This is a genomic window from Anaerococcus jeddahensis (assembly GCF_001182725.1).
GTDB lineage: Bacteria > Bacillota > Clostridia > Tissierellales > Peptoniphilaceae > Anaerococcus > Anaerococcus jeddahensis.
The window spans coordinates 589,779-614,180 of the sequence record NZ_CWHU01000005.1 but is presented as its reverse complement, the minus strand read 5'-3'; the positions used below and the strand labels follow the sequence as shown (position 1 = coordinate 614,180).

The window sequence follows — 24,402 nt, the reverse complement described above, 5'->3', positions numbered from 1 at the left end:
TATCTCCTTTATACTCTGGATAAATATTCCCCTTTTCTTGTATCAATTTTTATAACATCTCCCTCATTTACAAAAACTGGTACATTTATAATTGCTCCTGTTTCAACTTCTGCAGGTTTTGTTACGTTTGTCGCTGTATCACCTTTAACTGCTGGTTCAGTTTTAATAACTTCAAGCTCTACAAAATTTGGTGCTTCAATAGAAAATGGTTTATTTTTATAAAATCTCATTGTAGCTGTATCATTTTCTTTGATATATGGAATTGCTTCAGAAACAGCATCCTTATCTACTGGAATTTGTTCAAAAGTTTCTGGATCCATGAAATAATACAATTGTCCATCATTGTATAAGTATTGCATTTCTTTTGTAGAAATTATAGCTTGTTCAAACTTTTCATTTGGGTTAAATGTTACATCCTTATTTCCACCTTGCATTACAGATTTTATTTTTGCCCTAACAAAAGCTGCACCCTTACCTGGTTTTACGTGTTGAAAATCAATTACTTGATAAACATCCCCATCATATTCAAAAGTTATTCCTTTTCTTAAATCATTTGCTGATATCATATATCCTCCTAATCGGTCTTTTTTTAATATTATACCACTATTATTAACTTTTTTAAATTTAAATGTAAAATTATGTAATAAATCAAAATATTTTTTCACTTTATTTTTTTCTATTTGATATAATAAATAAAGGAGTAATTATGAAAAAATTAGCAATAATATCAGAATATAATCCGTTTCATAACGGCCACAATTACATACAAAAAAAAGCAAGAGAAATTACAAATGCAGATTTGCTAATTTCTATAATGAGTGGAGACTTTGTCCAAAGAGGTGAGATTAGTCTTATCGATAAATATAAAAGAGCAAATTCCGCCATGATTTCTGCAGATCTTGTAATTGAAATGCCCTCATTTATTTCTTTGCAAGCTGCAAATTTATTTGCCCAAAAAAATATAGAAATTTTAAATAAATTAAAAATTGATTATCTTGCCTTTGGAATTGAAAATATAAAAGAGAAAGATTTTTTTATAACTTGTGAAAAATTATTTGATAATAAAGATAAGATAAATAAAGATATAAAAACTTATCTAAAACAAGGAATGTCTTACGCCAAGTCCTCCTATCTTTCATCCAATAAATACGTTGATGATGAACAATTTTTTTCGGCAAATAATATCCTTGCTCTAGAATATTTTAGGGCAATCAAAAATTTAAATTCAAATATAAAAGCTCTTCCCATAAAAAGACAAAAATCTATGAATAAGGATGAAAATTTTAATTTTAATCATTTCGCATCATCAAGCTCAATTAGAAATAATATAAATGATATAAAAATAAAAGAGTACTTGCCAGAAATTTCTTACAAATATATTAATGAATTTAAAAACCAATATTCTTTTTTTCCTAATAATAATTATTTGTATAATCTTTTTTCTTATAAAATCTTAATTGAAAAAAGAAATATGAAAAATATTTTGTGTTTTGAGGAAGGTATGGATAATTATTTAATAAAAATGGCTAGAGAAAATAAATCTTATGAAGATTTTTTAAAAAATTCTTCAAGTCAAAGATTTACAAGTTCAAGGATAAAAAGACTTATGATAAATTATTTACTAGATAATAAAACTTTTTTAAATGAAATTGATATCAATTTCATAAAAGTACTTGCCTTTAACGAAAAAGCCTTAACTTTATTTAAAGAAACGGACCTTGATGTTGTAATTCAAAAAAAAGATTTGGAAAAGTTAGATAAGGAAAATAAAATAATTTGTGAGCAAATAAATAAAGCCTCTAACCTTTATTCACTACTCATAGGAAGAGACTTCGATTACGATTACAAACAAAAAATCTCAATAAAAAAATCCTCAATATAGAGGATTTTTTTATTTTTGATTTAATATATGTTGTTTATTTTTTTCCAATGATTGAGCCAATTGGTTGAAGTTTTCACTTGATTTTGTAAATAATTGGTCAATGTATTGGTATGATTGTTGTTTAATTTTATTAGCCTCTTGATTTGCTTCTTCAAGAATTCTTTGTGCTTCTTGTCTAGCTTGGGCTGTTATTTGATGTTCAGAAATCATTCTTTGATATTGACTTTTAGCTTGTTCTTTGAAATTTTTAATTTCATTATTTGCATTTTCAACCTTAGATCTTGCTTCGTTATCAGCTTCTTGAAGAATTCTTTCTTTTTCATCGTTAATCCATTGAGCATTTTTAATTTCTGTTGGTAGGGAATCTCTCATGTCCCTAACTATTTCAAAAATTTCGTCTGGATCTACAGAAACCTTTCTTGAAAATGGTACTGAACTAGCGTTGTCCATTATATCTTCAATTTCATCAATAAGTTCATTAATATTTGCCATTATTTTTTCCTCCTAGATTATTTTTTTCATATATAGCTTTTTTTACATTTTTTGATACAAATTTAGATACATCTCCACCAAAACTAGCTAGCTCTCTTACTCCGCTTGAACTTATAAACGAGAATTTTGGGTCAGAAAGTAAAAATATAGTTTCAAGACCTGGGTAAAGATTAGTATTGAATTGAGCAATATTCATCTCATACTCATAATCTGCAATAGCCCTAATTCCCCTAACTATTATTTTTGAATTTTCTTTTTTTGCAAAGTCGACCAATAAACCTTCAAATGTTTTTACTTTTACATTTTCTAATTTATATTCTTCAATATCTTTTTCTATTAATTGTTTTCTCTCTTTAATTGAGAAAAGAGAGTGCTTGGCTTCATTTATCAATATAGCAATGATTACCTCATCAAACATATCATTTAATCTTTTAATTATATCTAAATGTCCGATCGTAATAGGATCAAAGCTACCTGGATATATCACTTTCATAGCAATAAATTTTTATGATTTTCCTTCCATATTTTTTTTCTTTAATTAAATTTAAATTAGTCATGTGAGAAAAATCAATATCCTTATCTGATTCGCTTATTATTATACCATCTTTATTCAACAAATGGTAGACTAATATAGTTTCTAGACTAATTTTCAAATAATCCTCTTTATAAGGAGGATCCAAATATATGTAGTCAAAAGTTTTATTTTCATCTTTTAAAACTTCTAAAACTTTTCTAAAATCCCCTCTTATACATTTAGCATTTTCGCTTTTTGTCTTTTCAATATTTTCTTTGAGTATCCTATAATTAGAATTATTTAATTCACCAAAAATAACTTCCTTTGCCCCATGAGATAAAAATTCTATTCCCATTTGTCCAGTACATGAAAACAAATCAAGAACTGTAAAATTTTCTTTAAAAGGATAAAGCATAGCCATTACAGCTTCCTTTACCTTATTATCTGTTGGTCTTGAATTATTTGATTTTGGTGATTTTAAATTAAATCCCTTGTATTTTCCAGCTACTACTCTCATTAATTTAACACTATCCTCTTATCTATATTAAAATATTTTTCTAAGTAAGTAAAATTTACACCATCAAAATTATTATTTTTTAAATAAGTAAAAATTTTAAAACATAAATCAATTTCATCTTCTTTTAGATTTAAATAATTTAAATCATCAAGATTTTTACCATGTTGGATTGTAGATAAAATTTTACCTGCTCCCCTTAACTTTAGATCTTTTTTTGCGATTTCAAAACCGTCATTTGAATTTTTAATAATATTTAGTTTAGATCTTTCATCAATATTTTTGCTTATCAAATAACAATAGGATTTGTGTTCTCCCCTACCAATTCTTCCCCTAAGTTGGTGAAGAGATGATAAACCAAAGTTATTAGCATTGTAAATTACCATACAATTTGCATTGGATACATCAATTCCAACTTCAATAACAGTTGTAGAAATCAATATATCAATTTCACCATCTGAAAAATCTTTTAAAATTTTCTCTTTTTGATCAGCTTTTAATTTTCCGTGAAGTTTTTCAATACGAGCATTTTTAAAATTTTTCTTATAGCGTTTGTATAAATTTTCTAGACTATTTTCATCATCACTATCAATAGAATCACTCACGACATAAACTTGTCTGCCCTTTTCGATAAAATTATTGATTTTTAAAAATAAACTAGCTTCCATAGATAAAAGAACAAGCTCTGTTATAATTTCTCCTCTTCCCTTTGGAAGCTCTGTAATTTGAGATAAGTCTAAGAGCTTTTTCATCTTTAAAAAAAGAGTTCTAGGAATTGGAGTAGCTGTCATTGTTAGATAATTTGCATCATTACCTTTTTCATACAAGGCTTGTCTTTGTCTAACTCCAAAACGGTGCTGCTCATCAGCAACTATTAATTTCAAATTTTTAAATTCTACATCTTCAACAATAAGAGCATGGGTTCCAATAACTATATCAACTTCCCCATTTTTGATTTTTTCTTTAATTTCATCCTTATTTTTAACGGATGAAGTCAAAAGACAAAATTTTAAACCAAAACTTTCAATAAGTTTTTTATTTTTTTTATATTGTTGAATGGCCAAGACTTCAGTAGGCACCATCATGCAAGATTGGTAGGAATTTATAGAAAAAATAATCATAGCAATCAAGGCAACTATAGTTTTTCCACTCCCAACATCTCCGCACAAAAGCCTATTCATAATTGACTTACTTGAAGAATCTTCTAAAATTTCAAGTAGTGCCTTAGATTGACTAGGTGTCAATTTATAATCAAGCCTATTTAAAATATTATCCAAATCAAAATCCAATTTTAAATCTTGGTAGGAATTTTCTTTTTGCATTAGATAAATAAAAATTAATTCCTTTAAAAAATCAATAATTTTTATCTGACTCTTAGCTTTTTTTAAATTTTCTATACTAGTTGGAAAATGAATTTCCCTAAGATTTGTAAGTTTATTAGAAAAATTAAATTGATCAAGAACCTTTTTATCCAATAAAATTTCTTCTTGATTAAAATTTTCCAAGGCCTGACAAATAAAATCTGATAAATTTTTATTATTTAATGACTTTGTTAAAGGATAGATTGGAACAATATTTCCAATTCTCTTATCATCAAGATTTGAAAATTCTGGATTATGGCACTCCAATTCGTAGCCATTTTTTACAACTTTAGTATAAAATTTGTAAGTTTTACCAATTTCTAAAGATCTAGGGGAAAATTTGTCATTAAAAAAAACAATTTTTATCCTTTTATCATTTTCACTTGCATAAAGATAAGAAATAGAAAATTTTTTGCTATAGTTTGTGTAAACTTTTGATTCAATTTTCCACTCATAATAGTGCTTATTTCCATCAAGACCATGGGATAAATCAAATTTTTTTGACCTATCCTCATACTCCCTAGGATAATAATTATATAAATCTTCTACCTTATAGATAGATAAGTTTGATAAATATTCTTTTTTCTTTTTTCCTATACCCTTAAGATCTAAAAGATCCATCTATCCTACTCCAAGGTAATTGTATAATAATATAAAGGTTGACCACCATAAATTAATTCAACATCACAGTCTTTGAATTTCTTTTGGACAAATTTTTGAAGTTTTTTTGCATCTTTGTCTTCTATATCTTCACCATAATAAATAGTAATTAAAGATGTATCATCATCTACAGCTTTTTCTAAAGTTTCCCTTGCGGTTTTTTCAATAGTTTTTTTGCTAGTTACTATATTATTATCAACAATTCCAATATATTCATCTTTTTTGATTTCAACATTATTAACATTAGTATCCCTAACAGCTATAGTAACTTCACATACTCTAACATCTTCAATAGCATCATTGAAATTTTCCATATTTTCATCTAAAGATTCATCTTCATCAAAAGATAAGAGTGCAGAAAAAGATTCAGGAATGGACCTTGTCTCAACAACCCTACAAGTCTTATCAGATAAATCACAAGCTTGCTTAGCGCTCATTATGATATTTTTGTTATTTGGGAAAATTATTACATTTTCACTATCAACTTTTTCAATAGCCTTATAAATATCCTCAGTTGATGGATTCATTGTTTGACCACCAGCAATAATTATATCGACATTTAAACTTTCAAAGACTTTATCATAGCCCTCTCCTCTAGAAACAGCTATAAATCCATATTTCTTCGCAGGTTTTTTGTTAATTTTTATATTATTTAAAACATCAGGATTTGTATTTTCTACATTCATTTTTAAAACTTGACCATATGAAGAAACTTTTTCTAATAAATCATTAATACTGTCACAATCAAAAGATATATATAAAATTCCATTGTCAAAAGATTCAGACAAAGAAGTAGATATTTCGTTTAATTTTTCAAGCAATTCATCTTTTTCATCTTCTCCAATGCTAATAGATAAGTCAACATTATAATCTTTTGAAGGCAAATCCTCAATTTCAATTTCAGATAGGTCAGTTTCAATATCGATATCGCCATTTAATGCTTTCAAAGCTCCTTCAAGCAAAAACATCAAACCTTGTCCACCAGAGTCAACAACCTTGGCTTCCTTCAATACTGGAAGTAAATTTGGAGTATCAAGTAAGGCTTTTTGACCTGCACCTATGATTTTATATAAGTATTTGTCAATATCAATATTATATTCAAAAGAATTATTAGCCTCTTCAGCCATTAATCTTGATACAGTCAAAATTGTACCTTCAGTAGGCTTCATTACAGCTTTATATGCAGTTTTATTTGCAGTATCAAAAATTTCTTTTATATTTTCTGCTTCAATAATATCGTGACCTTTCAAGGCTTTAGACATACCACGACAAAGTTGGGATAAAATTACACCAGAATTTCCCCTAGCCCCCATCAAAGTTCCTTGGCTTAAAGCTTTAGCAATATCATAACAAGATGATGATTCATTTTCCTTTACTCTTTCTACACCAGATTTCATTGTCATAGTCATATTAGTACCTGTATCACCATCAGGAACAGGGAATACATTTAAACTATCGACAACATCCCTTTTTTCATTAAGAAGTTCAAAAGATTTAATAATTAAAGTTTTGAACTTTTTACTATCGATTTTCTTCATATTTCTCCTAACTTCTTATTCCTTGAACTAAAATATTTACACTTGCAACACCAACACTAAGAGAATGTTCTACATTGTATTTAACATTTTCAATAATATTTTGGCACACAACTGCTATTCTTACACCATAATTTAAAAATAATGATATATCTATTGTTACAGATCCATCTATATTTCTAACAACTTTTACGCCTCTGTTCATATTTTCAATGCCTAAAAGTTTATATAATCCATCTTTAGTACTTCTGCTGGCAAGACCTACAACCCCGTAGGACTCCATTACAGAAGCTGCAGCAATATTTGCAATTACTGTTTCTGAAATACTAACTTTACCGTAATTGTTTTTATACTTAATTGCCATAAACTCCTCCATTTTAGTTTTAATATATAAAATATTATACCACAAATAAGAGATTATTATAATTTAGTAAAAATTTTCATTTAATTTCAAAACAAAATTTTCAATTATAAACATAATTATAAATTTAAAATCTAAAAAATTTTTTAAAATTTTTAAATTTTTCCACAAAAAAAGGATGAGCTAAGTCATCCTTTATAATTTTTATTTAATTTATATTATTTACCAGCTAATCTCTTATATGTTTCATATCTATCTTTAGCAGCTTTTTCTGCTTCTTGATATAATTGGTCAGCTGTTTCAGGGAATGATCTCTTAAGTGAAGAGTATCTAACTTCTCCTTGGATAAATTCTTGGAATGATTCCTTAGGTTCTCTAGAATCTAATTGGAATGGATTCTTTCCTTCATCAGCAAGTCTTGGATCGAATCTCCATAAGTGCCAGTAACCTGCATCAACAGCTTGTTTTTCTCTAAATTGAGATTTACCCATACCAATTCTGATACCGTGGTTGATACATGGTGCATAGCAGATGATTAGAGATGGTCCATCATAGCTTTCAGCTTCTTTCATAGCTTTTATTGTTTGGTTTTGATTTGCTCCCATAGCAACTTGTGCTACGTAAACATATCCGTATGAAGTCATCATTAGACCAAGGTCTTTCTTTCTAACCTTTTTACCAGATGCAGCAAATTGTGCTACTGCTGATAATGGTGTAGCTTTAGATGATTGTCCACCTGTATTTGAATAAACTTCTGTATCAAATACTAAGATATTGATGTTTTCTCCACTTGCAAGTACGTGGTCAACTCCACCAAATCCAATATCATAGCTCCATCCGTCTCCACCGAAAATCCAAACTGATTTTTTAATCATATAATCTTTTAGTGTATAAATTTTATGAAGTAAATCTTTAGCTTTTTCATCGCTTATTGATTTAGCTTTATCTTCAAGGTTAAGGATTTTAGCTGTAGCTTCTTTAGATGCTTTAACATCTTCATTTCCTTCTAACCATGCTTTAAATGCTTCGCTTAGTTCAGAATCTAATCCAAGTTCGTTAAATTCATTCATGTAAGTTTCAAGAAGTAATTTGTTTGAATCAGCTGCAAGTTTCATACCATATCCATATTCAGCTGCATCTTCAAATAATGAGTTACCCCAAGCTGGACCTTGTCCGCAAGCATTTGTTGTATAAGGTGTTGCTGGTGCTGAAGCTCCCCAAATTGATGAACATCCTGTAGCGTTAGCTATATACATTCTGTCACCGAATAATTGAGTAACAAGTTTAGCGTATGGAGTTTCTCCACAGCCTGCACAAGCTCCTGAGAACTCAAGTAATGGTTGTTTAAATTGAGATCCTTTTAATGTCATTGGATCCATAACGTCTTCTTTGTATCCAACTTCTTCGTGTGCGTATTCCCAATTATCTTTTTCTTTTTCAACTTCTTCTTCGAAAGGTTTCATTAGAAGAGCTTTCTTTGGAGCTGGACATACATCAGCACAGTTTCCACAACCTGTACAATCAAGTGGTGAAACTTGGATTCTGAAATCATATCCATCCATTCCCTTACCAATAGCTTTCTTTGTTTCAAATCCTTCTGGTGCATTAGCTTTTTCTTCTTCTGTTACTAAGAAAGGTCTAATTACAGCGTGTGGACAAACATATGAACATTGGTTACATTGGATACAATTGTCAATTTGCCATTCTGGTACATTAAGAGCAATTCCTCTTTTTTCGTATTGAGTTGTACCTGGTTCAAAGTCTCCGTTTGTTCTATCTTTGAATACTGAAACTGGAAGGTCATCTTCTTTTTGTTCAATCATTGGTTTAACAATGTCTTTGATGAATTCTGGAAGTTCTTTTTCTTCTTTAACTTCATCTTTTGCATCTTTCCAAGATTCTGGAACATTTACTTTAACTACTGCGTCAATTCCTTTATCAACTGCTTTGTAGTTCATGTTTACTATATCATCACCTTTGTGACCATAAGCTTTAACTATAGAATCTTTTAAGAATTTAACTGCTTGATCTATTGGAATTACATTTGCAAGATTAAAGAATGCTGATTGCATAATCATATTTGTTCTTGAACCTAATCCAATATTTTCAGCAATATGTGATGCATCAATTATATTAAAGTCAATATTGTGTTCAGCAATATATCTTTTCATATTTGCTGGTAGATGTTCTTCTAAATCTTCTTCTGACCAAGGACAGTTTAGTAAGAATGTACCACCATCTTTAAGTCCAGCTAATAAGTCATATTGATGAACGTAAGCTGGTTTTGAACATGAAATAAAGTCAGCTTCGTCTAATAGGTAGGTTGATCTAATTGGATTTTTACCAAATCTTAAGTGAGATACTGTAAGTCCACCAGATTTTTTAGAATCGTAGTCAAAATATCCTTGAGCATACATGTCTGTATTATCTCCGATGATTTTAATAGCTTGTTTATTTGCTCCTACAGTTCCGTCAGATCCGAATCCCCAGAATTTACATCTGCTTGTTCCTTCTTGTCTGATTCTTAAGTCAGTTCTTTCAAGAGATTTAAATGTTACATCATCAACTATTGAGATTGTGAAGTCATCTTTAATTTCACCTTCAAGATTTTTAAATACTGCTTCAATATCTGCAGGTATTGTATCTTTTGATGAAAGACCATATCTACCACCTATTATTTGTGGTTTATCTTCAACATCATAATAAGCTGATTTAACATCTAATAGTAATGGTTCTCCAATTGAACCTTTTTCTTTTGTTCTATCTAAAACAGCAATTTTCTTAACTGTTTTTGGTATAGCTTTTAGTAAGTGATCTTTTGAGAATGGTCTGAATAAATGAACTTCAACCATACCTACTTTTTTACCATCTTCTACTAATTTATCAATTGCTTCTTCAGCTGCTTGACAAACTGAACCCATAGCTACGATGATTTCTTCTGCATCATCTGCACCATAGTAATTGAATAATCCGTAATTTGTACCGATTAATTCATTAATTTTATTCATGTAGTTTTCTGTTATACCAATTATATTTGTATAAGCTGGGTTTGAAGCTTCCATTCTTTGGAAGAAAATATTCTTTTCAGCTGTACCAATAGTTTTTGGTCTTTCTGGATTTAATGATTCGTTTTTAAATCTATCTACTGCTTCATAATCTACTAATGGAGCTAAATCATCATAATCCCATACTTGGATTTTTTGAATTTCGTGACTTGTTCTAAATCCATCAAAGAAATTACAGAAAGGTATTCTTCCTTCAATAGCTGCTAAGTGAGCAACTGGTGATAAGTCCATAACTTGTTGAACTGATCCTGAACATAGCATAGCAAATCCTGTTTGTCTTGCTGCCATAACGTCAGAATGGTCACCGTAAATTGAAAGTGCGTGAGTTGCTAAAGTTCTAGCTGCAACATGGAAAACACCTGGTAATCTTTCTCCAGCAATTTTGTACATATTTGGGATCATTAATAATAATCCTTGACTTGCTGTATATGTAGTAGTAAGTGCTCCTGCTGCAAGTGCGCCGTGAACTGCTCCTGCTGCACCAGCTTCTGATTGCATTTCTTTTACTTGAACTGGTCTACCAAATACGTTTTTTCTACCATTTGCTGCCCAAACATCTACTGCTTCAGGCATTGGTGATGAAGGTGTAATAGGATAGATTGTTGCTACATCTGTAAACGCATAAGATACGTGAGCAGCTGCAGTATTACCATCCATAGTCTTCATAGCTCTTTTAATTGTCATTTAAGACCTCCTAAAAATTATATGAATCAATTATCGTTAACACTATTTTAAGTATAAACATTTTTACATCATTAGTCAAGTTAATATCAAATATTTTCACAAGCTAATTTTCATTGCTAGAATCTTTAAATAAATTATCGGTCATAACTTTTGCTGCATTATAGCCCATTGATTTTTCTCTTTGATTCATAGCAGCTACTTCTATAATCATGGCTAAATTTCTTCCAGCCCTTACTGGAATTAATATTTTTGGAATTTCTACATTTAGTATTTCTGTAAAATGATCATCAAGTCCAAGTCTGTCATATTCATAATCTTCTCTCCAATGTTCAAGTTCAATTACTAAATCGATTTCTGTTGAAACTTTTACAGAACCTGTTCCATATAATCTTCTTACATCAACAATTCCAAGACCCCTAATTTCTGTATAGTGCCTAATATTTTCTGGTGCTTGTCCAACAACTTTATTGTCATAAGCTGCCAATTCTACTACATCATCTGCAACCAACCTGTGTCCTCTGTTTACAAGATCAAGTGCAGTTTCACTTTTTCCAACAGAACTTTCTCCAAGAATTAAAACTCCCACACCAAAAACTTCCAATAATTCGCCGTGAACTTGAGTTCTATCTGCAAAAATATATTCTAATTCTTGAGAAATTATTGATGTTAATTTTGTTGTTGGTAACTTTGATCTTAAAATTGTTATATCGTAATAATCTGCTAAATCTAAGATATCTTTTGGAAGACCTGCATTGTATGAAAATAATATAGCTGGCATTTTATAAGATAAAATCCCCCTAAATCTTTCATATTGCATTTTATTATCAAGGCTTGTTAGGTAAGTGTATTCTACACTACCAATAATTTGCAGCCTTTTGTATGGAAATTCCTCTAAATATCCTGTAAGTTGTAGACCTGGCCTATTGATATCTGGGCTTTGCAAAATAACTTCATCATAATCTGTCGATTTATGAACTATTTCAAGGCGCAAAATATCAACTACATAACTTAATTTTACACTTTTTTGTTTTTCCATCTTTTCCTCTTTAATTATTCAATTTGAAATATTTTATTATTTCAAGAGCCTGATTTTCTCCAATCAAATCTACTTCCAGCAATTGTTCAAGGCTTGCTTTTTTTATATTTTTCACACTTTTAAAATGCCTCAAAAGATTTTCTTTTTTTCTTTTTCCTATCCCATTAATATTATCGAGCTCAGATTTTTTCATTGTTTGACCCATTAATTTTCTGTGATAGTTTATGGCAAATCTGTGAGCTTCTTCTTGAATTTCATAGATTAATTTGTAAACTGGATCTCGCTTTTTAATTGGTATTTCTTCATTTTCATAGATAATCGCTCTTGTTGTATGCTTGTCATCTTTTACAAGTCCTGCAACTTCTATTGAAAAATTTAATTTTTTTAAGACTTTTTTGGCAGATTTTACTTGGCCCTTGCCTCCGTCCATCAAAATTAAATCTGGCAATTTTCCAAACCCTGTATAGGTGTTATTATTTTTAATCTCTTTTTTTGCCCTTTGAAATCTTCTGGTAAGAACTTCTTCAAGTGAATGATAATCATCTGGTCCTACTATAGTTTTTATTTTAAATTTTCTATACTCTTTTCTTTCAGCTATCCCATTTTGAAATACAACCATTGATCCAACTGATTGAACCCCTGATGTATTTGAAATATCGTATGCTTCAATCCTATTTATAGCTTTTAAATTTAAAATTTCTTTTAGTCCGTTTAAACCAGAATGTTTTTTTCTTTCTTTTTCTTCAAGTCTTTTTTCATATTTTCTCATCATATCGCTTGCATTCCTGTAAGCCATATCAACTAAGTCTTTTTTGTTTCCAAGTTTTGGGCAAGTTATATTTACTTTCTTTCCTTTTTTATTTTCAATAAATGATTTTAAAAGCTTTTGATCTGAAGGCATGGTTCTAACCAAAATTTCTTTTGGTATATACATTAAATTTAGGTAAAACTGTTTCATAAATGATGACATAATATCGGCATCATTTTCCCTATAATCATCTTTGATTATAAAGTGTTCCCTATCTACAATTTTCCCATCTCTCATAAAAAATACCTGCATGGTAACATAAAAAATTCCCTTGGACATGGCTATTATATCCATATCGTCTCCATTTGTAGTTGTGACTTTTTGTTTTTGAGAAATGGTTGATAAGGCTCTGTGATAGTCTCTGTATTTTGCTGCATTTTCAAAGTCCAAGCTCTCACTTGCCTTATTCATTTTTTCTATTACTAAATTTGGTATATGGTCTGATTTATTTTCTAGAAATGCTCTTATTTTTTTTATATTTTCCAAATACTCATTTTCATTTTCTTTTCCAATACAAGGAGCCTTACACCTGTGTATATAATAATTTAGGCAAGGTCTATCTAATTTTTGACCCTTGTCGAAATTTAAATTACAAGTTCTAAATGGATAAAGGATGTGAAATAATTCTATAACATCATTTACAGCATAAGCATCAGGATAAGGGCCGAAGTAAAAGCCCTTATCTTTTTTTACATTTCTTACCTTTTGTATTCTTGGAAATTTTTCATTTGTGATTTTTATATATGGGTACTGCTTATCATCTCTTAAAACAATATTGTATCTCGGCCTATTTTTCTTTATTAGATTTGATTCTAATACAAGAGCCTCGACCTCATTTTCTACAATTATATATTCAAAATGATCTATATGACTTACCATGGCAAGGACTTTTCTGCCCTTATTTTTGTTGTTGTCAAAGTATTGGCTTACACGTTTTTTTAAATTTATAGCCTTTCCAACATAGATTATTTCATCTTGGCTATTTCTCATTATATAAACGCCTGGTAGGTCTGGTAACTCTTTTAGTTTTTCTTTTATTTGATTATTCATCAAATTTCTTTACAACTTTCTTTTAAATATTCTAAATCTGATCCTTCAAGATATGGAGATAAGACATCTTGGCATTTTTTATTGTAGGTATTAATCCATTCTATCTCCCACTTATCAAGCATTTCCATATTTATTGGTCTAGTATCTATTGGGACATAGGTTAGACATTCAAATTTCATGAATTTACCAAATTCATTTTCCAAATCTTTTTTTACATAAACTTCACTTTCAATTCTTACCCCGTGTTTATTTGCTATATATAAACCTGGTTCTATTGAAGTTGTCATATTTTCTAATAATTCTACGTCATTAAATTGAGAAATATTATTTGGACCTTCGTGAACTGTTAGGCTAAATCCAACTCCATGGCCTGTTCCGTGGAAATAATCTTTACAAGCCTTCCACAATGGATATTTTGCAATTGCATCTAGTCTTTGTCCCTTTGTTTTTTCTTTAAATCTTGCACTCATCAAAGCTATGTGAGATTTTAAAACAAGAGTATAATTTTCTTTTTCTTCTTCTGTAAGCTCTCCAAGGGCAATTGTTCTTGTTATATCTGTAGTTCCTTCTTTGTAATGAGCTCCTGAATCAACCAACAAGAGTGATTTTTCTTCTAAAGTTTTTGATGAAAGTGATGTTGGTTCATAATGAACAATGGCCCCATTTTCTTTGTAGCCTGCAATTGTTTCAAAGGAGTCTTCTATATATGTTTCGTTTTCTTTTCTTATATCTTGCAATTTTTTGCTAGCTATAAGCTCTGTCAAAGATCCTGTACTTGTTCCAACTTCAACCCAATTGAAAAATTTAACAAGACTTACTCCATCAATAATATAGGCTTTTTTCTCATTTTCTATTTCTGTATCATTTTTTACAGCCTTCATTTGAGTTGAGATATTTATTCCGCTTGTAATTCTAACATTTGAATTAATTGAATCAAAAATTGCTACATTTGTTCTTTCTGGATCTATATAAATCCTATTTTTGCCCTTTATATTTTTTAATAAAGTATAAATATAATCATAGGAATGAACTTTTACCTTATTTTCTTTTAGATATTCTAAAACTTCATCGTCAAGTTTGTCTTGGTCTATGCAAAGATGAATTTCATCCATTGAAACCAACAAATATGATAAAACTACTGGTGTAAACCCGATGTCATTTCCCCTAATATTTAAAAGGTAGCAAATATCTTCTGGAGAGCCAATAAAATTATAGTCGCAATCTTTTTTCTTAAGTTCTTCTCTAAGTCTATTTATTTTTGATTCTAGGCTTTCTCCAACATATTTTAAATCATAAATCCAAACTTTTTCTTTTGGAAGGCTTGGTCTATCTTCCCAAATTTGAGAAATATAGTCTAAATCATAAACCAAGGCGCGTGATCCCATATTTTCACTTAAAGATTTATAATCTTTAACAGAATAACAATTTCCATCAAAACCAATTTTTCCAAATTCTCCTACTTCTTCTAGCAAAAATTCTTCCATAGTAGGATCTTCTTCAAAGCCTTGTTTATAAAATTCAAATTCGGAAAATTTCAATTCGTTTTCAGCTTGCAAAAAATATCTAGAATCTGTCCAAAGTCTTGCCTTATCTTTTGTAACAACACAAACTCCAGCAGAACCTGTAAAACCTGAAATATATTCACGAGTTTTGTAATAATCACTGATATATTCTGATTGGTGAGGATCAGAAGTATTTATAATATATGCATCTATTTTTCTAGCAGCCATTAGCTCTCTAAGCTTTTCTAGTCTTTGATTAATATTCATAATTTCTCCTTTAATTTTTATCTTATAAATTATTATACCATTGTTAGAAAATTTAAGAAAAAATATAAAATTGATTTTTTCAATCTCTTTATATATAATTAATAATGCTAAATAAAGAATAAAAAAGAGAGAGTGATTAAATGAAATTAGGAATAGTTGGCCTACCAAATGTGGGCAAATCAACTTTATTTAATGCTATTACAAAAGCTGGAGCAGAAATTGCAAATTATCCTTTCTGTACAATAGATCCAAACGTAGGACTTGTAAATGTTCCAGATTATAGAGTTGATTATCTTGCAAAAATGCACAATTCAAAAAAAATCGTACCAGCAGCTATAGAATTTTATGATATAGCAGGACTTGTAAAAGGAGCAAGCAAGGGCGAAGGATTGGGAAATAAATTTTTGTCAAATATCAGAGAAACTGATGCGATTGTTGAAGTTTTACGTTGTTTTAATGATCCAAATGTAACCCATGTTGACGGAAACATCGATCCACTAAGAGATATTGAAACAATAAATTTTGAACTTATACTTTCAGACCTTGAACTTGTTGAAAAAGTTTTGGCAAAAAGAGAAAAAGTTGCAAAATCAGATAAATCAGCAAGAAGTGAAGTTGAATTATTAAAAAGAATAAAAGAAGTTTTGGAAGAAGGAAAATCTGCCAGAGTTTTAAATTTACACGATGAGGAAAAAGCTCTTCTTAAAACTTACCAACTTCTTTCAACAAAACCAATTATATATGTTTGTAATGTAGATGAAACAGACGTTGCAGATAATGGAGATAATAACGAATTTGTTCAAAAAGTTAGAGAATTTGCCAAAGAAGAAAATGCCCAAGTTTCTGTAGTAAGTGCAAAAATAGAACAAGAAATTTCAGAGCTTGAAAGTGATGAAGAAAAGAAAGAATTTTTGAAAATGATCGGTCTTAATGAATCTGGTTGCGATCAAGTTATAAAAGATTCTTACAAAACATTAAATTTAATTTCATTTTTAACAACTGGAGAAGATGAAACAAGGGCTTGGACAATTACAAATGGAACAAAGGCGGTTGACGCTGCTGGAAAAATCCACACAGATATACAAAGAGGTTTTATAAAAGCAGAAATCGTAAGTTTTGATACCCTTAAAGAATATGGTAATATGACGAAAGTTAAAGAGCATGGTCAACTTCGTATGGAAGGAAAAGATTATGTTATGAAAGATGGAGATATTACCAACTTCAAATTCAATGTTTAGGTGAAATATGAAAAAACAAGCAAAACTTATTGTTCACACAGGTTCAATGTTTTCTGGAAAAACCACTTCCCTATGGCGTGAATTGTATAGGATGAAAATTGCAGGCTATAAAACTGTAGCCTTTAAACCATCAGTAGATTCAAGGCACAAAGACGAAAAAATTATAAGCCACGATAATCTAGAGCTTGATGCAATAAAAATAGAGTCTGTAAAAGAAATTTTAGAATATGCACAAAACAATGAAATTGATGCAATAGGAATTGATGAAGTTCAATTTTTTCCAGACCATCCATCAAAAATTGTTGAATATTTTATAAAACTTATGCAAAATCACATTACAATTGTTGTATCTGGTCTTGATATGGATTATAAGGCAAGGCCTTTTGAAATTGTAAAAGAATTAATGCCAATAGCTGATGAGTTAATAAAACATCATGCAATTTGTGCATCATGCGGTGAAGATGCTTGGGTTTCATTTAGAAAATCTTACAATGAAGATAGGATTGAAATAGGCGCCCAAGATTCCTACGAACCCTTGTGTAGATCATGCTTCAATAGAAAAATGAAAGATAGAGAAAAAAATAAAAATCAAATTTCACTAGATCAAATTTAACTACTCATTTTGAGTAGTTTTATTTTTTAAAAATTTTATATTTACAAACAAAAAAGGCTGCTGTTTATAGCAACCTTTTTTTATTTATAAAATTATTATCTTTCAACTACTAGAGCTGTTCCCATTCCTCCACCTATACAAAGTGTAGCGAGTCCTTTTTTAGAATCTCTTTTTTCCATTTCGTATAAAAGTGTTGTAAGAATTCTTGCTCCTGATCCTCCGATTGGGTGACCTATTGCAATTGCTCCACCGTTTACATTTGTTTTTTCTGGATCAAATCCCATTTCATTTCTTACAGCATATGATTGAGCTGCGAAAGCTTCGTTTGATTCAACTAAGTCGAGATCTTCAACTTTCCATCCTGCTTTTTCAAGAGCTTTTTTACTTGATGGAATTGGACCAGTTCCCATAACTTTTGGATCAACTCCTGCAGATGCATAGCTTACGATTGTAGCTAGTGGTTTAACTCCTAATTCTTTAGCTTTTTCTTCACTCATAACTACAAGACAAGCTGCTCCATCGTTGATTCCTGATGCGTTAGCTGCTGTAACTGTACCATCTTTTATAAATGCTGGTCTTAATTTAGAAATTCCTTCTTGTGTTACACCGTCTCTTATATATTCATCATCTTCAACTACTGTAACATTTCCTTTTCTATCTTTAATTTCTACTGGAGCGATTTCATCTTTAAATCTTCCTTCAGCACGAGCTTTGCTTGCTCTTTGTTGACTTACTGCTGCAAGATCATCTTGCATTTCTCTAGTAATTCCATATTCTTTAGCTACGTTTTCAGCTGTAACTCCCATGTGATAGTCATTATAAACATCCCAAAGACCGTCAGTAATCATTTCGTCAACAAATTTTTTGTTGCCCATTCTTGCTCCCCATCTAGCTTCATTTGATAAGAATGGAGCATTTGACATTGATTCAGATCCACCTGCTAATACTACATCAACATCTCCTGCTAAAATCATTTGAGCTGCTAATGAAACTGTTCTAAGACCTGATCCACAAACTTTATTGATTGTCATAGCTGGAGTTGTAATAGGAATTCCTGCACCAAGTGAAATTTGTCTAGCAACATTTTGTCCAAGTCCTGCTTGTAAAACGCAACCTAAAACAGTTTCTTCAATATCTTCTGGTTTGATTCCTGCTCTTTCGATAGCTGCTTTAGCTGCAACTACTCCTAAATCTACAGCACTTTTTGTTTTTAATGCTCCACCAAAGCTTCCAACTGGAGTTCTAGCTGCACTTGCAATTACTACTTTTCTTGTCATAATTTCCCCTTTCAAATTTATATCTGATAATTTGTTATTTTAACTTACAATATAATTATAACATGTAGTTAAAAATTTATCAAACATTTCTCAAAATTTTATTTTGGATTTTGAAATCCTTTTTCTTTTGTATCTACTTACAATAAAAATATACAGGATTATAAAAAATTTGCAAAAATTTAAATAAAAAAACATCCAAAAATTTGGATGTAAAAATTATTTATTTTTATTTAATTTTAAATACAAGCTTGTAATTATTATAGTTACAAGTACTGGTACTACCCATGGAAAATCTACTATATTTAAAGAAATTATTTTTACAAATCCTTTTAATATTGATTCTAAAGATTTTAATATTGAAATATTTACATTAAACATATCTGATAAAATTTCCATCAAGTTAACAAAAGCATCTATAAAAGAAACTATTGCAACTACAAAAAATGAATTTCTTATTACAAGTTTACTTATATGATCTTTTCCAATCAAGTTAAATATAACCAAGATAACTGCTAAAGGATAAACAAATTGTAAAAATGGTCCTGTTAATCTGATTATTGATTCTACTCCCAGAGCTGAAAGTATTAATGAAACCAAAGCTATTACTATTGCAAAAAATTTATATGAAACTTTGTTTTTTGAAAATTCGGCAAATATATTTGATATAGATGAAATCAAACCTATTGATGTTGTAAAACATGCCATTATAATTGCTGCTATTAAAACAAATTTACCCTTATTTCCTAGAACTTGTTCAGCTATAAAATTTAACAAGCTTACTCTTGAATCTGTATCTATACTAGTTGAAACACTTGCTCCCAAAAATGTCAAAGAAACATAAACAAAAGCAAGACCCAAAACTGCAATTAATGATGCTTGGATTGTTTTTTTCAAAAGTTCGTTTTTGTATCCTTTTTTTATAACACTTTCAACAATAATTGGTGTGAAAGCAAGAGCTGCCAAAGCATCCATAGTATTGTATCCTTCAAGCATTGAATCGGAAAATATTTTTCCTTGACTCAAATTAATTTCTTTTATTTGCCCAATTGGATTTACTACTCCAAATATTATCATTATTAATAATGAAATTAATAAAATCGGTGTTAAAAACTTACCTATCAAATCTACAACCGAGTTTTTTGACAAGGCTAAAAATAAGGATAGGCCAAAAAATATCATTGTAAAGACAAAAATATTTATATTAAATCCTGCAGATTGAACCATTTCAAAACTTGTTGCAGCCGTCCTTGGTATTGCTCCAAGAGGTCCAATGCAAAGAGCTATAATTAAAATAATTGCTTTTGAAAGTTTATTTCCTGCAAGGGAAGTAAAAGTAAAAATATTTCCATGTCTTTTTGCCATACTAACTACAGCCAATAAAGTTAGCCCCACACCTACAATTGTAAAGGCAACTGATGCCAATAACCACTTATCTCCATAAGTATATCCCAACATTGGTGGAAAAATTAAATTCCCCGCTCCAAAAAACATTGCAAATAATGCAAATCCTATAACTAATATATCCATAAGTCCCCCTCATTTATTTTATATTTTACCATTTTTTTAATTACTTATTAAGTCTTTTCTAAAATTTTTTTCATATTTTTTTATATTTATTTGCAAATCATGAGATTTCCTTATTGGTATTTTTGTTAATTATAAATTTGAAAACATTTTATTTTGTATTTTTATTATTTATTTTCACTTATTTACTTTATTTTGGTATATTTTATCTTTTTGAAAAAAATTATTTTTTATAAAAAAATAGGAGATTTCTCTCCTATCAGACTGTCGACAAAGTATACAAATCCTCACGCTAAGAATATCATACGGAAAAAATTGATTTGATTTCAAATTTAAAAATTCGACAAAAATCGCATTGTTTGAGCGTTAGCGAGTTTACGATTTTAGAATTTTAAAATTTAGAAATCACCAATTTTGGAAGTCAGATATTCGTGCTTGAGGATTTGTATACGCTCTAATAGGAGATTTCTCTCCTATTTGTATGCTTCTATAAATTTTTTATCTTCTTCTGTTAAAGAAAACTTGTTTTGGTCAGTTATTATTTCTGCCCCATCTTTTCTTATAACAAGTTGGTGTTCAAATTGTGAACAAACTGAACCATCTTTGGTTCTTGCTGTCCATCCATTTGCATCCATTTTTGATTTCCAATCGCCTACAGCAATCATAGGTTCGATTGTAAATACCATATTTTCTTCTATCCTAGGACCAAATCCTTTTCTTCCGTAGTGTGGAACTTGGGGATCTTCGTGCATTTCTTTGCCTATGCCGTGTCCAATAAAATCTCTTATTACTGAAAATCCATTTTCGCCTTCAACGTATTCTTGGATAGCGTGGCCTATATCGCCTATTCTATTTCCTGGTTTTGCAGCTTCTATTCCTTTGTAAAGAGCTTTTAAATTTACATCAACTAATCTTTCATTTTCTTCGCTTAATTTCCCAATTTTGTAGGTCCAACATGAATCAGCAAGTCCACCCTTGTAATCAATAACATTATCTATTGAAACTACATCTCCTTCTTTTAATTTATAATCTGAAGGAAATCCATGGCAAATTTCATCATTTACAGATATACAAAGTGTATATGGAAAGCCTTGATAACCTAATTGAGCTGGTCTTGCATTTTTGTGCTTGATAAATTTATTAGCAAATTCGTCAAGATATTTTGTGGTAATTCCGGCTCTTATAATTTCTTTTATTGCAAGGTGTGTTTGGCAAAGAATTTCTGAAGCCCCATACATTTTTTCTATATCGTTTTGTGTATAAAGTCTTATCATTAAAATTCCTTCTATATTTTATAATTCTTTTTGGGCAATAAATTGGAATTTTTCTTGATCTAATTTTACATCAACATCCCAATTTGAATTTATAGAAATATCTTTTGTTAATTGGTCAAAATAATACATTACAATTCCTGCATCTACTAAATTTGCTTCATCTTTGTAGTCTTCTAGATATAATTTTACAAGATTATCAATCAAAACAAATCTCCATGGTTGTGAATTGTATGATGATGGTGCAAATCTTAGGTATGAGAATAAATCATCAAGTCCTCTTTGAGATAATTCTTCAACGCTTGCTTTGTGATCAAGGCTATCAATAAATACAAATTCATTTATTCCTTTTCTATCATCATATCTGTGTTCTCTTACTTCTTCTTTTGAAGCTTCACCGATTGCAAGAATAGACATGATTTTTCCTTCAGCATTTACAAAAGCTGATTTTAAAATATCATCACTTACTCCACTTACTGTAATATAGCATGAGCCTAGTCCCTCTTCTTCTAATTTTGTAATTAATTCTTCAAGACCATAAGCTCCTTTTACTAGGGCATTTTTGTTTTCGTTTTTAATTTCAAGTCCAACATATAATGGAGCCTTAATCATAACTCCCTTGTAACCTGCATTTCCTTTTAATTTGAAATAAACTTCTTCGCCTTTTTTATTTACTTGATAGTTAAGATCGCTTTCACCAAATCTATTTTGAATTTCTGTAATTATTTGGTAAATCTTTTTGATTTTTGTTTCATCTACATCTTGATCTTTAAAATCTCTTGTAGAAGTTCTAGTTTTTAAAAAATTTGTAGTTAACATAATTCCTCCCATTTTTAATATTATACCTTAAATAGACAATTGTTAAATGAATCTATTGGCAAATGCTAAGCAAATTCTTATACTTATATGATAAAATATAAATATGAAATTTACAAGCAAACAATTACAAGCAGCAAATCATTTGGATGGTCCCATGTTGGTTTTAGCAATTCCAGGATCTGGAAAAACAACCATGCTTTTAGAAAGGATTAAAATTTTATCCAAAAATATTGATCCTTCACATATTTTAAATTTAACTTTTTCTAAAACTCAGGCTAGGGATATGGAAGTAAGATTTGATGGAAAAAAATCAAACTTTATGACCATTCACGCTTTTTGCTATCTTATAATTAGAAATTATTTAAAAAAATATAATAGAGAAGTAAAGCTTATTGAAGATGAAAAAATTTATAATAAATACAATCTTGTGGGTGAAATTTATAAAAAGATTAATAATAAAAAAATTTCAAAAGAAGATTTGAATTTGTTTTTCCAAAAAACATCTTTCATGAAAAACTCCCTCCTTGATCCTTCTTATCTTGACCAAGTTGAAATTTCAAATATCAAAAAAATTTATTTTGAATATGAAAAAGTAAAAAAGGAAAAACACCTTTTAGATTTTGATGATATGCAAGTTTTAGCCTTAAAATTATTGGAAGATAAGGCATTACTCAAATCTATAAAAAATAAATACAAATATTTTCAACTTGATGAGGGCCAAGATACCTCCCTTTTGCAATTTAAAATTCTAGAAAAAATTGTTTGGCCTGAAAATAATCTTTTGATTGTTGCTGATGATGACCAATCTATTTATTCTTTTAGGGCAGCTGATCCAAAATACCTTTTAAATTTTAAAAATATATATAAGGATGCCAAAATTTTAAACCTTGACACAAATCACAGGTCTTGTGAAAATATAGTAATTTTAGGGGAAAATTTTATAGGGCAAAATAAAGATAGGTATAAAAAAACTTTCATAACTTCTAGAAAAATCCCTGGACAAATTAAAATCAAAACTTTTTCTGATTTTAGCAAGGAATATACCTATATATTAGAAAATATTGATAAAAATGAAAACACTGGGATTTTATTTAGAAATAATATATCTGCAATTTCTTTAATTTCATATTTTTTAGAAAATAATATAGATTTTACAATAGGATCAAATATTATTGATTTTTTTGAATCTAAAATTTTTATTGATATGGTAAATATAATTAAATTTTCAGAAGATTTTTCAGATGTCGAGATTTTTTCAGATATTTATTATAAAATCGTAACCTACTTATCAAAAGAAGATATTGAAAAATTAAGGTATAAGGCTATTAATGAAAATATTTTTGATTTTTATGAAAATTCTCAAATTGAAGATTTCAAAAAAGATAGTCTTTTTAATATTGAAAAGAAATTAATCCATATAAGAAAACTTCCAATAGACAAAAAAATCTCCTTTATTTACAAAAGTCTCTCTTATAATTCTTATATAAATATGATAAGTCGAAAATACGATGAAGAAACTATAAACAAGGATATTTATATAGAAAGTTTAATGTATTTTTCCAAATCTTGCAAAAATCTTGAAGAAATTTATGAAAAAATTGACCTAATCGAAAAAAAGTCAAAATCTTTAAAAGAATCTAATATAAAACTCTCAACAATTCATTCCTCAAAAGGGCTTGAGTATGATAAAGTTTTTATAATTGACTTGGTTAAAAATGAATTTCCTATTATTTTGGATGGAGAAGATTATTTGGAAAGACTTGAAGAAGAAAGAAGAATTTTTTATGTTGGTCTTACAAGGGCAAAAAACAGTCTTTACTTGTTGACTCTAAAAAAACGAAACAAAAAAAGTGTAGATCCGTCAATTTTTTATAAAAATAGCCAAGAAATAATAAAAAATAGCCTTGGACCAAAGAAATAAATTCTTTG

19 protein-coding genes are annotated in these 24,402 nt (G+C 29.2%); 4 read left to right on the top strand and 15 right to left on the bottom strand.

What is annotated here, in order from left to right:
• Window positions 1-8: 8 nt before the first annotated feature.
• The gene (gene efp, locus BN2087_RS05975; RefSeq protein ID WP_049690915.1) at window positions 9-566 is read right to left on the bottom strand and encodes an elongation factor P; all 558 of its coding nucleotides are present in this window, start codon (window positions 564-566) and stop codon (window positions 9-11) included.
• 140 nt (window positions 567-706) lie between these two features.
• Here efp and BN2087_RS05970 point away from each other — a divergent pair, with 140 nt between their 5' ends.
• Window positions 707-1,882: a nucleotidyltransferase family protein gene (locus tag BN2087_RS05970; protein ID WP_049690914.1), complete on the top strand. Its 1,176-nt coding sequence runs from the start codon at window positions 707-709 to the stop codon at window positions 1,880-1,882.
• A gap of 9 nt (window positions 1,883-1,891) precedes the next feature.
• Here the strand turns inward: BN2087_RS05970 and BN2087_RS05965 are convergent, their stop codons facing one another.
• The 10 genes from BN2087_RS05965 to BN2087_RS05920 all read right to left on the bottom strand — a co-directional run bounded on the left by BN2087_RS05965 (window position 1,892) and on the right by BN2087_RS05920 (window position 15,731).
• Window positions 1,892-2,374 carry an ATPase gene (locus BN2087_RS05965; RefSeq protein ID WP_049690913.1) on the bottom strand — a complete coding sequence of 161 codons (483 nt, stop codon included), beginning with the start codon at window positions 2,372-2,374 and terminating at the stop codon, window positions 1,892-1,894.
• A complete protein-coding gene (gene coaD, locus BN2087_RS05960; RefSeq protein WP_049690912.1) occupies window positions 2,361-2,867 on the bottom strand; it encodes a pantetheine-phosphate adenylyltransferase in 507 nt (168 codons plus the stop codon). Before coaD ends, BN2087_RS05965 begins: the two co-directional genes overlap by 14 nt.
• Window positions 2,845-3,405 carry a 16S rRNA (guanine(966)-N(2))-methyltransferase RsmD gene (gene rsmD, locus BN2087_RS05955; protein WP_049690911.1) on the bottom strand — a complete coding sequence of 187 codons (561 nt, stop codon included), beginning with the start codon at window positions 3,403-3,405 and terminating at the stop codon, window positions 2,845-2,847. The genes coaD and rsmD overlap by 23 nt, the downstream gene beginning before the upstream one ends.
• A complete protein-coding gene (locus BN2087_RS05950; protein ID WP_049690910.1) occupies window positions 3,405-5,384 on the bottom strand; it encodes an ATP-dependent DNA helicase RecG in 1,980 nt (659 codons plus the stop codon). The genes rsmD and BN2087_RS05950 overlap by 1 nt, the downstream gene beginning before the upstream one ends.
• Before the next feature lie 5 nt (window positions 5,385-5,389).
• Window positions 5,390-6,961: a DAK2 domain-containing protein gene (locus BN2087_RS05945; RefSeq protein ID WP_049690909.1), complete on the bottom strand. Its 1,572-nt coding sequence runs from the start codon at window positions 6,959-6,961 to the stop codon at window positions 5,390-5,392.
• Between the two features lie 7 nt (window positions 6,962-6,968).
• Entirely contained in the window at window positions 6,969-7,322 is a 354-nt protein-coding gene (locus tag BN2087_RS05940; protein WP_049690908.1) for an Asp23/Gls24 family envelope stress response protein, read from the bottom strand.
• A gap of 215 nt (window positions 7,323-7,537) precedes the next feature.
• On the bottom strand, window positions 7,538-11,068 hold the full coding sequence (nifJ, locus tag BN2087_RS05935; RefSeq protein WP_049690907.1) for a pyruvate:ferredoxin (flavodoxin) oxidoreductase: 3,531 nt from the start codon (window positions 11,066-11,068) through the stop codon (window positions 7,538-7,540).
• 103 nt (window positions 11,069-11,171) lie between these two features.
• The gene (gene hprK / locus BN2087_RS05930) at window positions 11,172-12,104 is read right to left on the bottom strand and encodes an HPr(Ser) kinase/phosphatase (RefSeq protein WP_049690906.1); all 933 of its coding nucleotides are present in this window, start codon (window positions 12,102-12,104) and stop codon (window positions 11,172-11,174) included.
• A 10-nt stretch (window positions 12,105-12,114) separates the two neighbouring features.
• On the bottom strand, window positions 12,115-13,962 hold the full coding sequence (gene uvrC / locus BN2087_RS05925; RefSeq protein ID WP_049690905.1) for an excinuclease ABC subunit UvrC: 1,848 nt from the start codon (window positions 13,960-13,962) through the stop codon (window positions 12,115-12,117).
• Complete coding sequence (locus tag BN2087_RS05920) at window positions 13,962-15,731, bottom strand: aminopeptidase P family protein (RefSeq protein ID WP_049690904.1); 1,770 nt, start codon at window positions 15,729-15,731, stop codon at window positions 13,962-13,964. The genes uvrC and BN2087_RS05920 overlap by 1 nt, the downstream gene beginning before the upstream one ends.
• A 140-nt stretch (window positions 15,732-15,871) precedes the next feature.
• On the opposite strand from BN2087_RS05920, the gene ychF reads away from it, so the two are divergent.
• Together ychF and BN2087_RS05910 are read left to right on the top strand one after the other, a co-directional pair.
• Window positions 15,872-16,969: a redox-regulated ATPase YchF gene (gene ychF / locus BN2087_RS05915; protein WP_049690903.1), complete on the top strand. Its 1,098-nt coding sequence runs from the start codon at window positions 15,872-15,874 to the stop codon at window positions 16,967-16,969.
• 7 nt (window positions 16,970-16,976) lie between these two features.
• Window positions 16,977-17,582, top strand: coding sequence for a thymidine kinase (locus BN2087_RS05910; protein WP_049690902.1), 606 nt, complete (start codon window positions 16,977-16,979; stop codon window positions 17,580-17,582).
• Between the two features lie 95 nt (window positions 17,583-17,677).
• Here the strand turns inward: BN2087_RS05910 and BN2087_RS05905 are convergent, their stop codons facing one another.
• From BN2087_RS05905 to BN2087_RS05890, 4 genes are all read right to left on the bottom strand, one after another.
• Complete coding sequence (locus BN2087_RS05905; protein WP_049690901.1) at window positions 17,678-18,859, bottom strand: acetyl-CoA C-acetyltransferase; 1,182 nt, start codon at window positions 18,857-18,859, stop codon at window positions 17,678-17,680.
• Between the two features lie 216 nt (window positions 18,860-19,075).
• A complete protein-coding gene (brnQ, locus tag BN2087_RS05900) occupies window positions 19,076-20,386 on the bottom strand; it encodes a branched-chain amino acid transport system II carrier protein (protein ID WP_049690900.1) in 1,311 nt (436 codons plus the stop codon).
• A gap of 470 nt (window positions 20,387-20,856) precedes the next feature.
• A complete protein-coding gene (map, locus tag BN2087_RS05895; protein WP_049690899.1) occupies window positions 20,857-21,657 on the bottom strand; it encodes a type I methionyl aminopeptidase in 801 nt (266 codons plus the stop codon).
• Between the two features lie 18 nt (window positions 21,658-21,675).
• Window positions 21,676-22,473: a nitroreductase family protein gene (locus tag BN2087_RS05890; protein ID WP_049690898.1), complete on the bottom strand. Its 798-nt coding sequence runs from the start codon at window positions 22,471-22,473 to the stop codon at window positions 21,676-21,678.
• A 103-nt stretch (window positions 22,474-22,576) separates the two neighbouring features.
• Here BN2087_RS05890 and BN2087_RS05885 point away from each other — a divergent pair, with 103 nt between their 5' ends.
• Entirely contained in the window at window positions 22,577-24,394 is a 1,818-nt protein-coding gene (locus BN2087_RS05885) for an ATP-dependent helicase (protein ID WP_049690897.1), read from the top strand.
• Window positions 24,395-24,402: the final 8 nt, after the last annotated feature.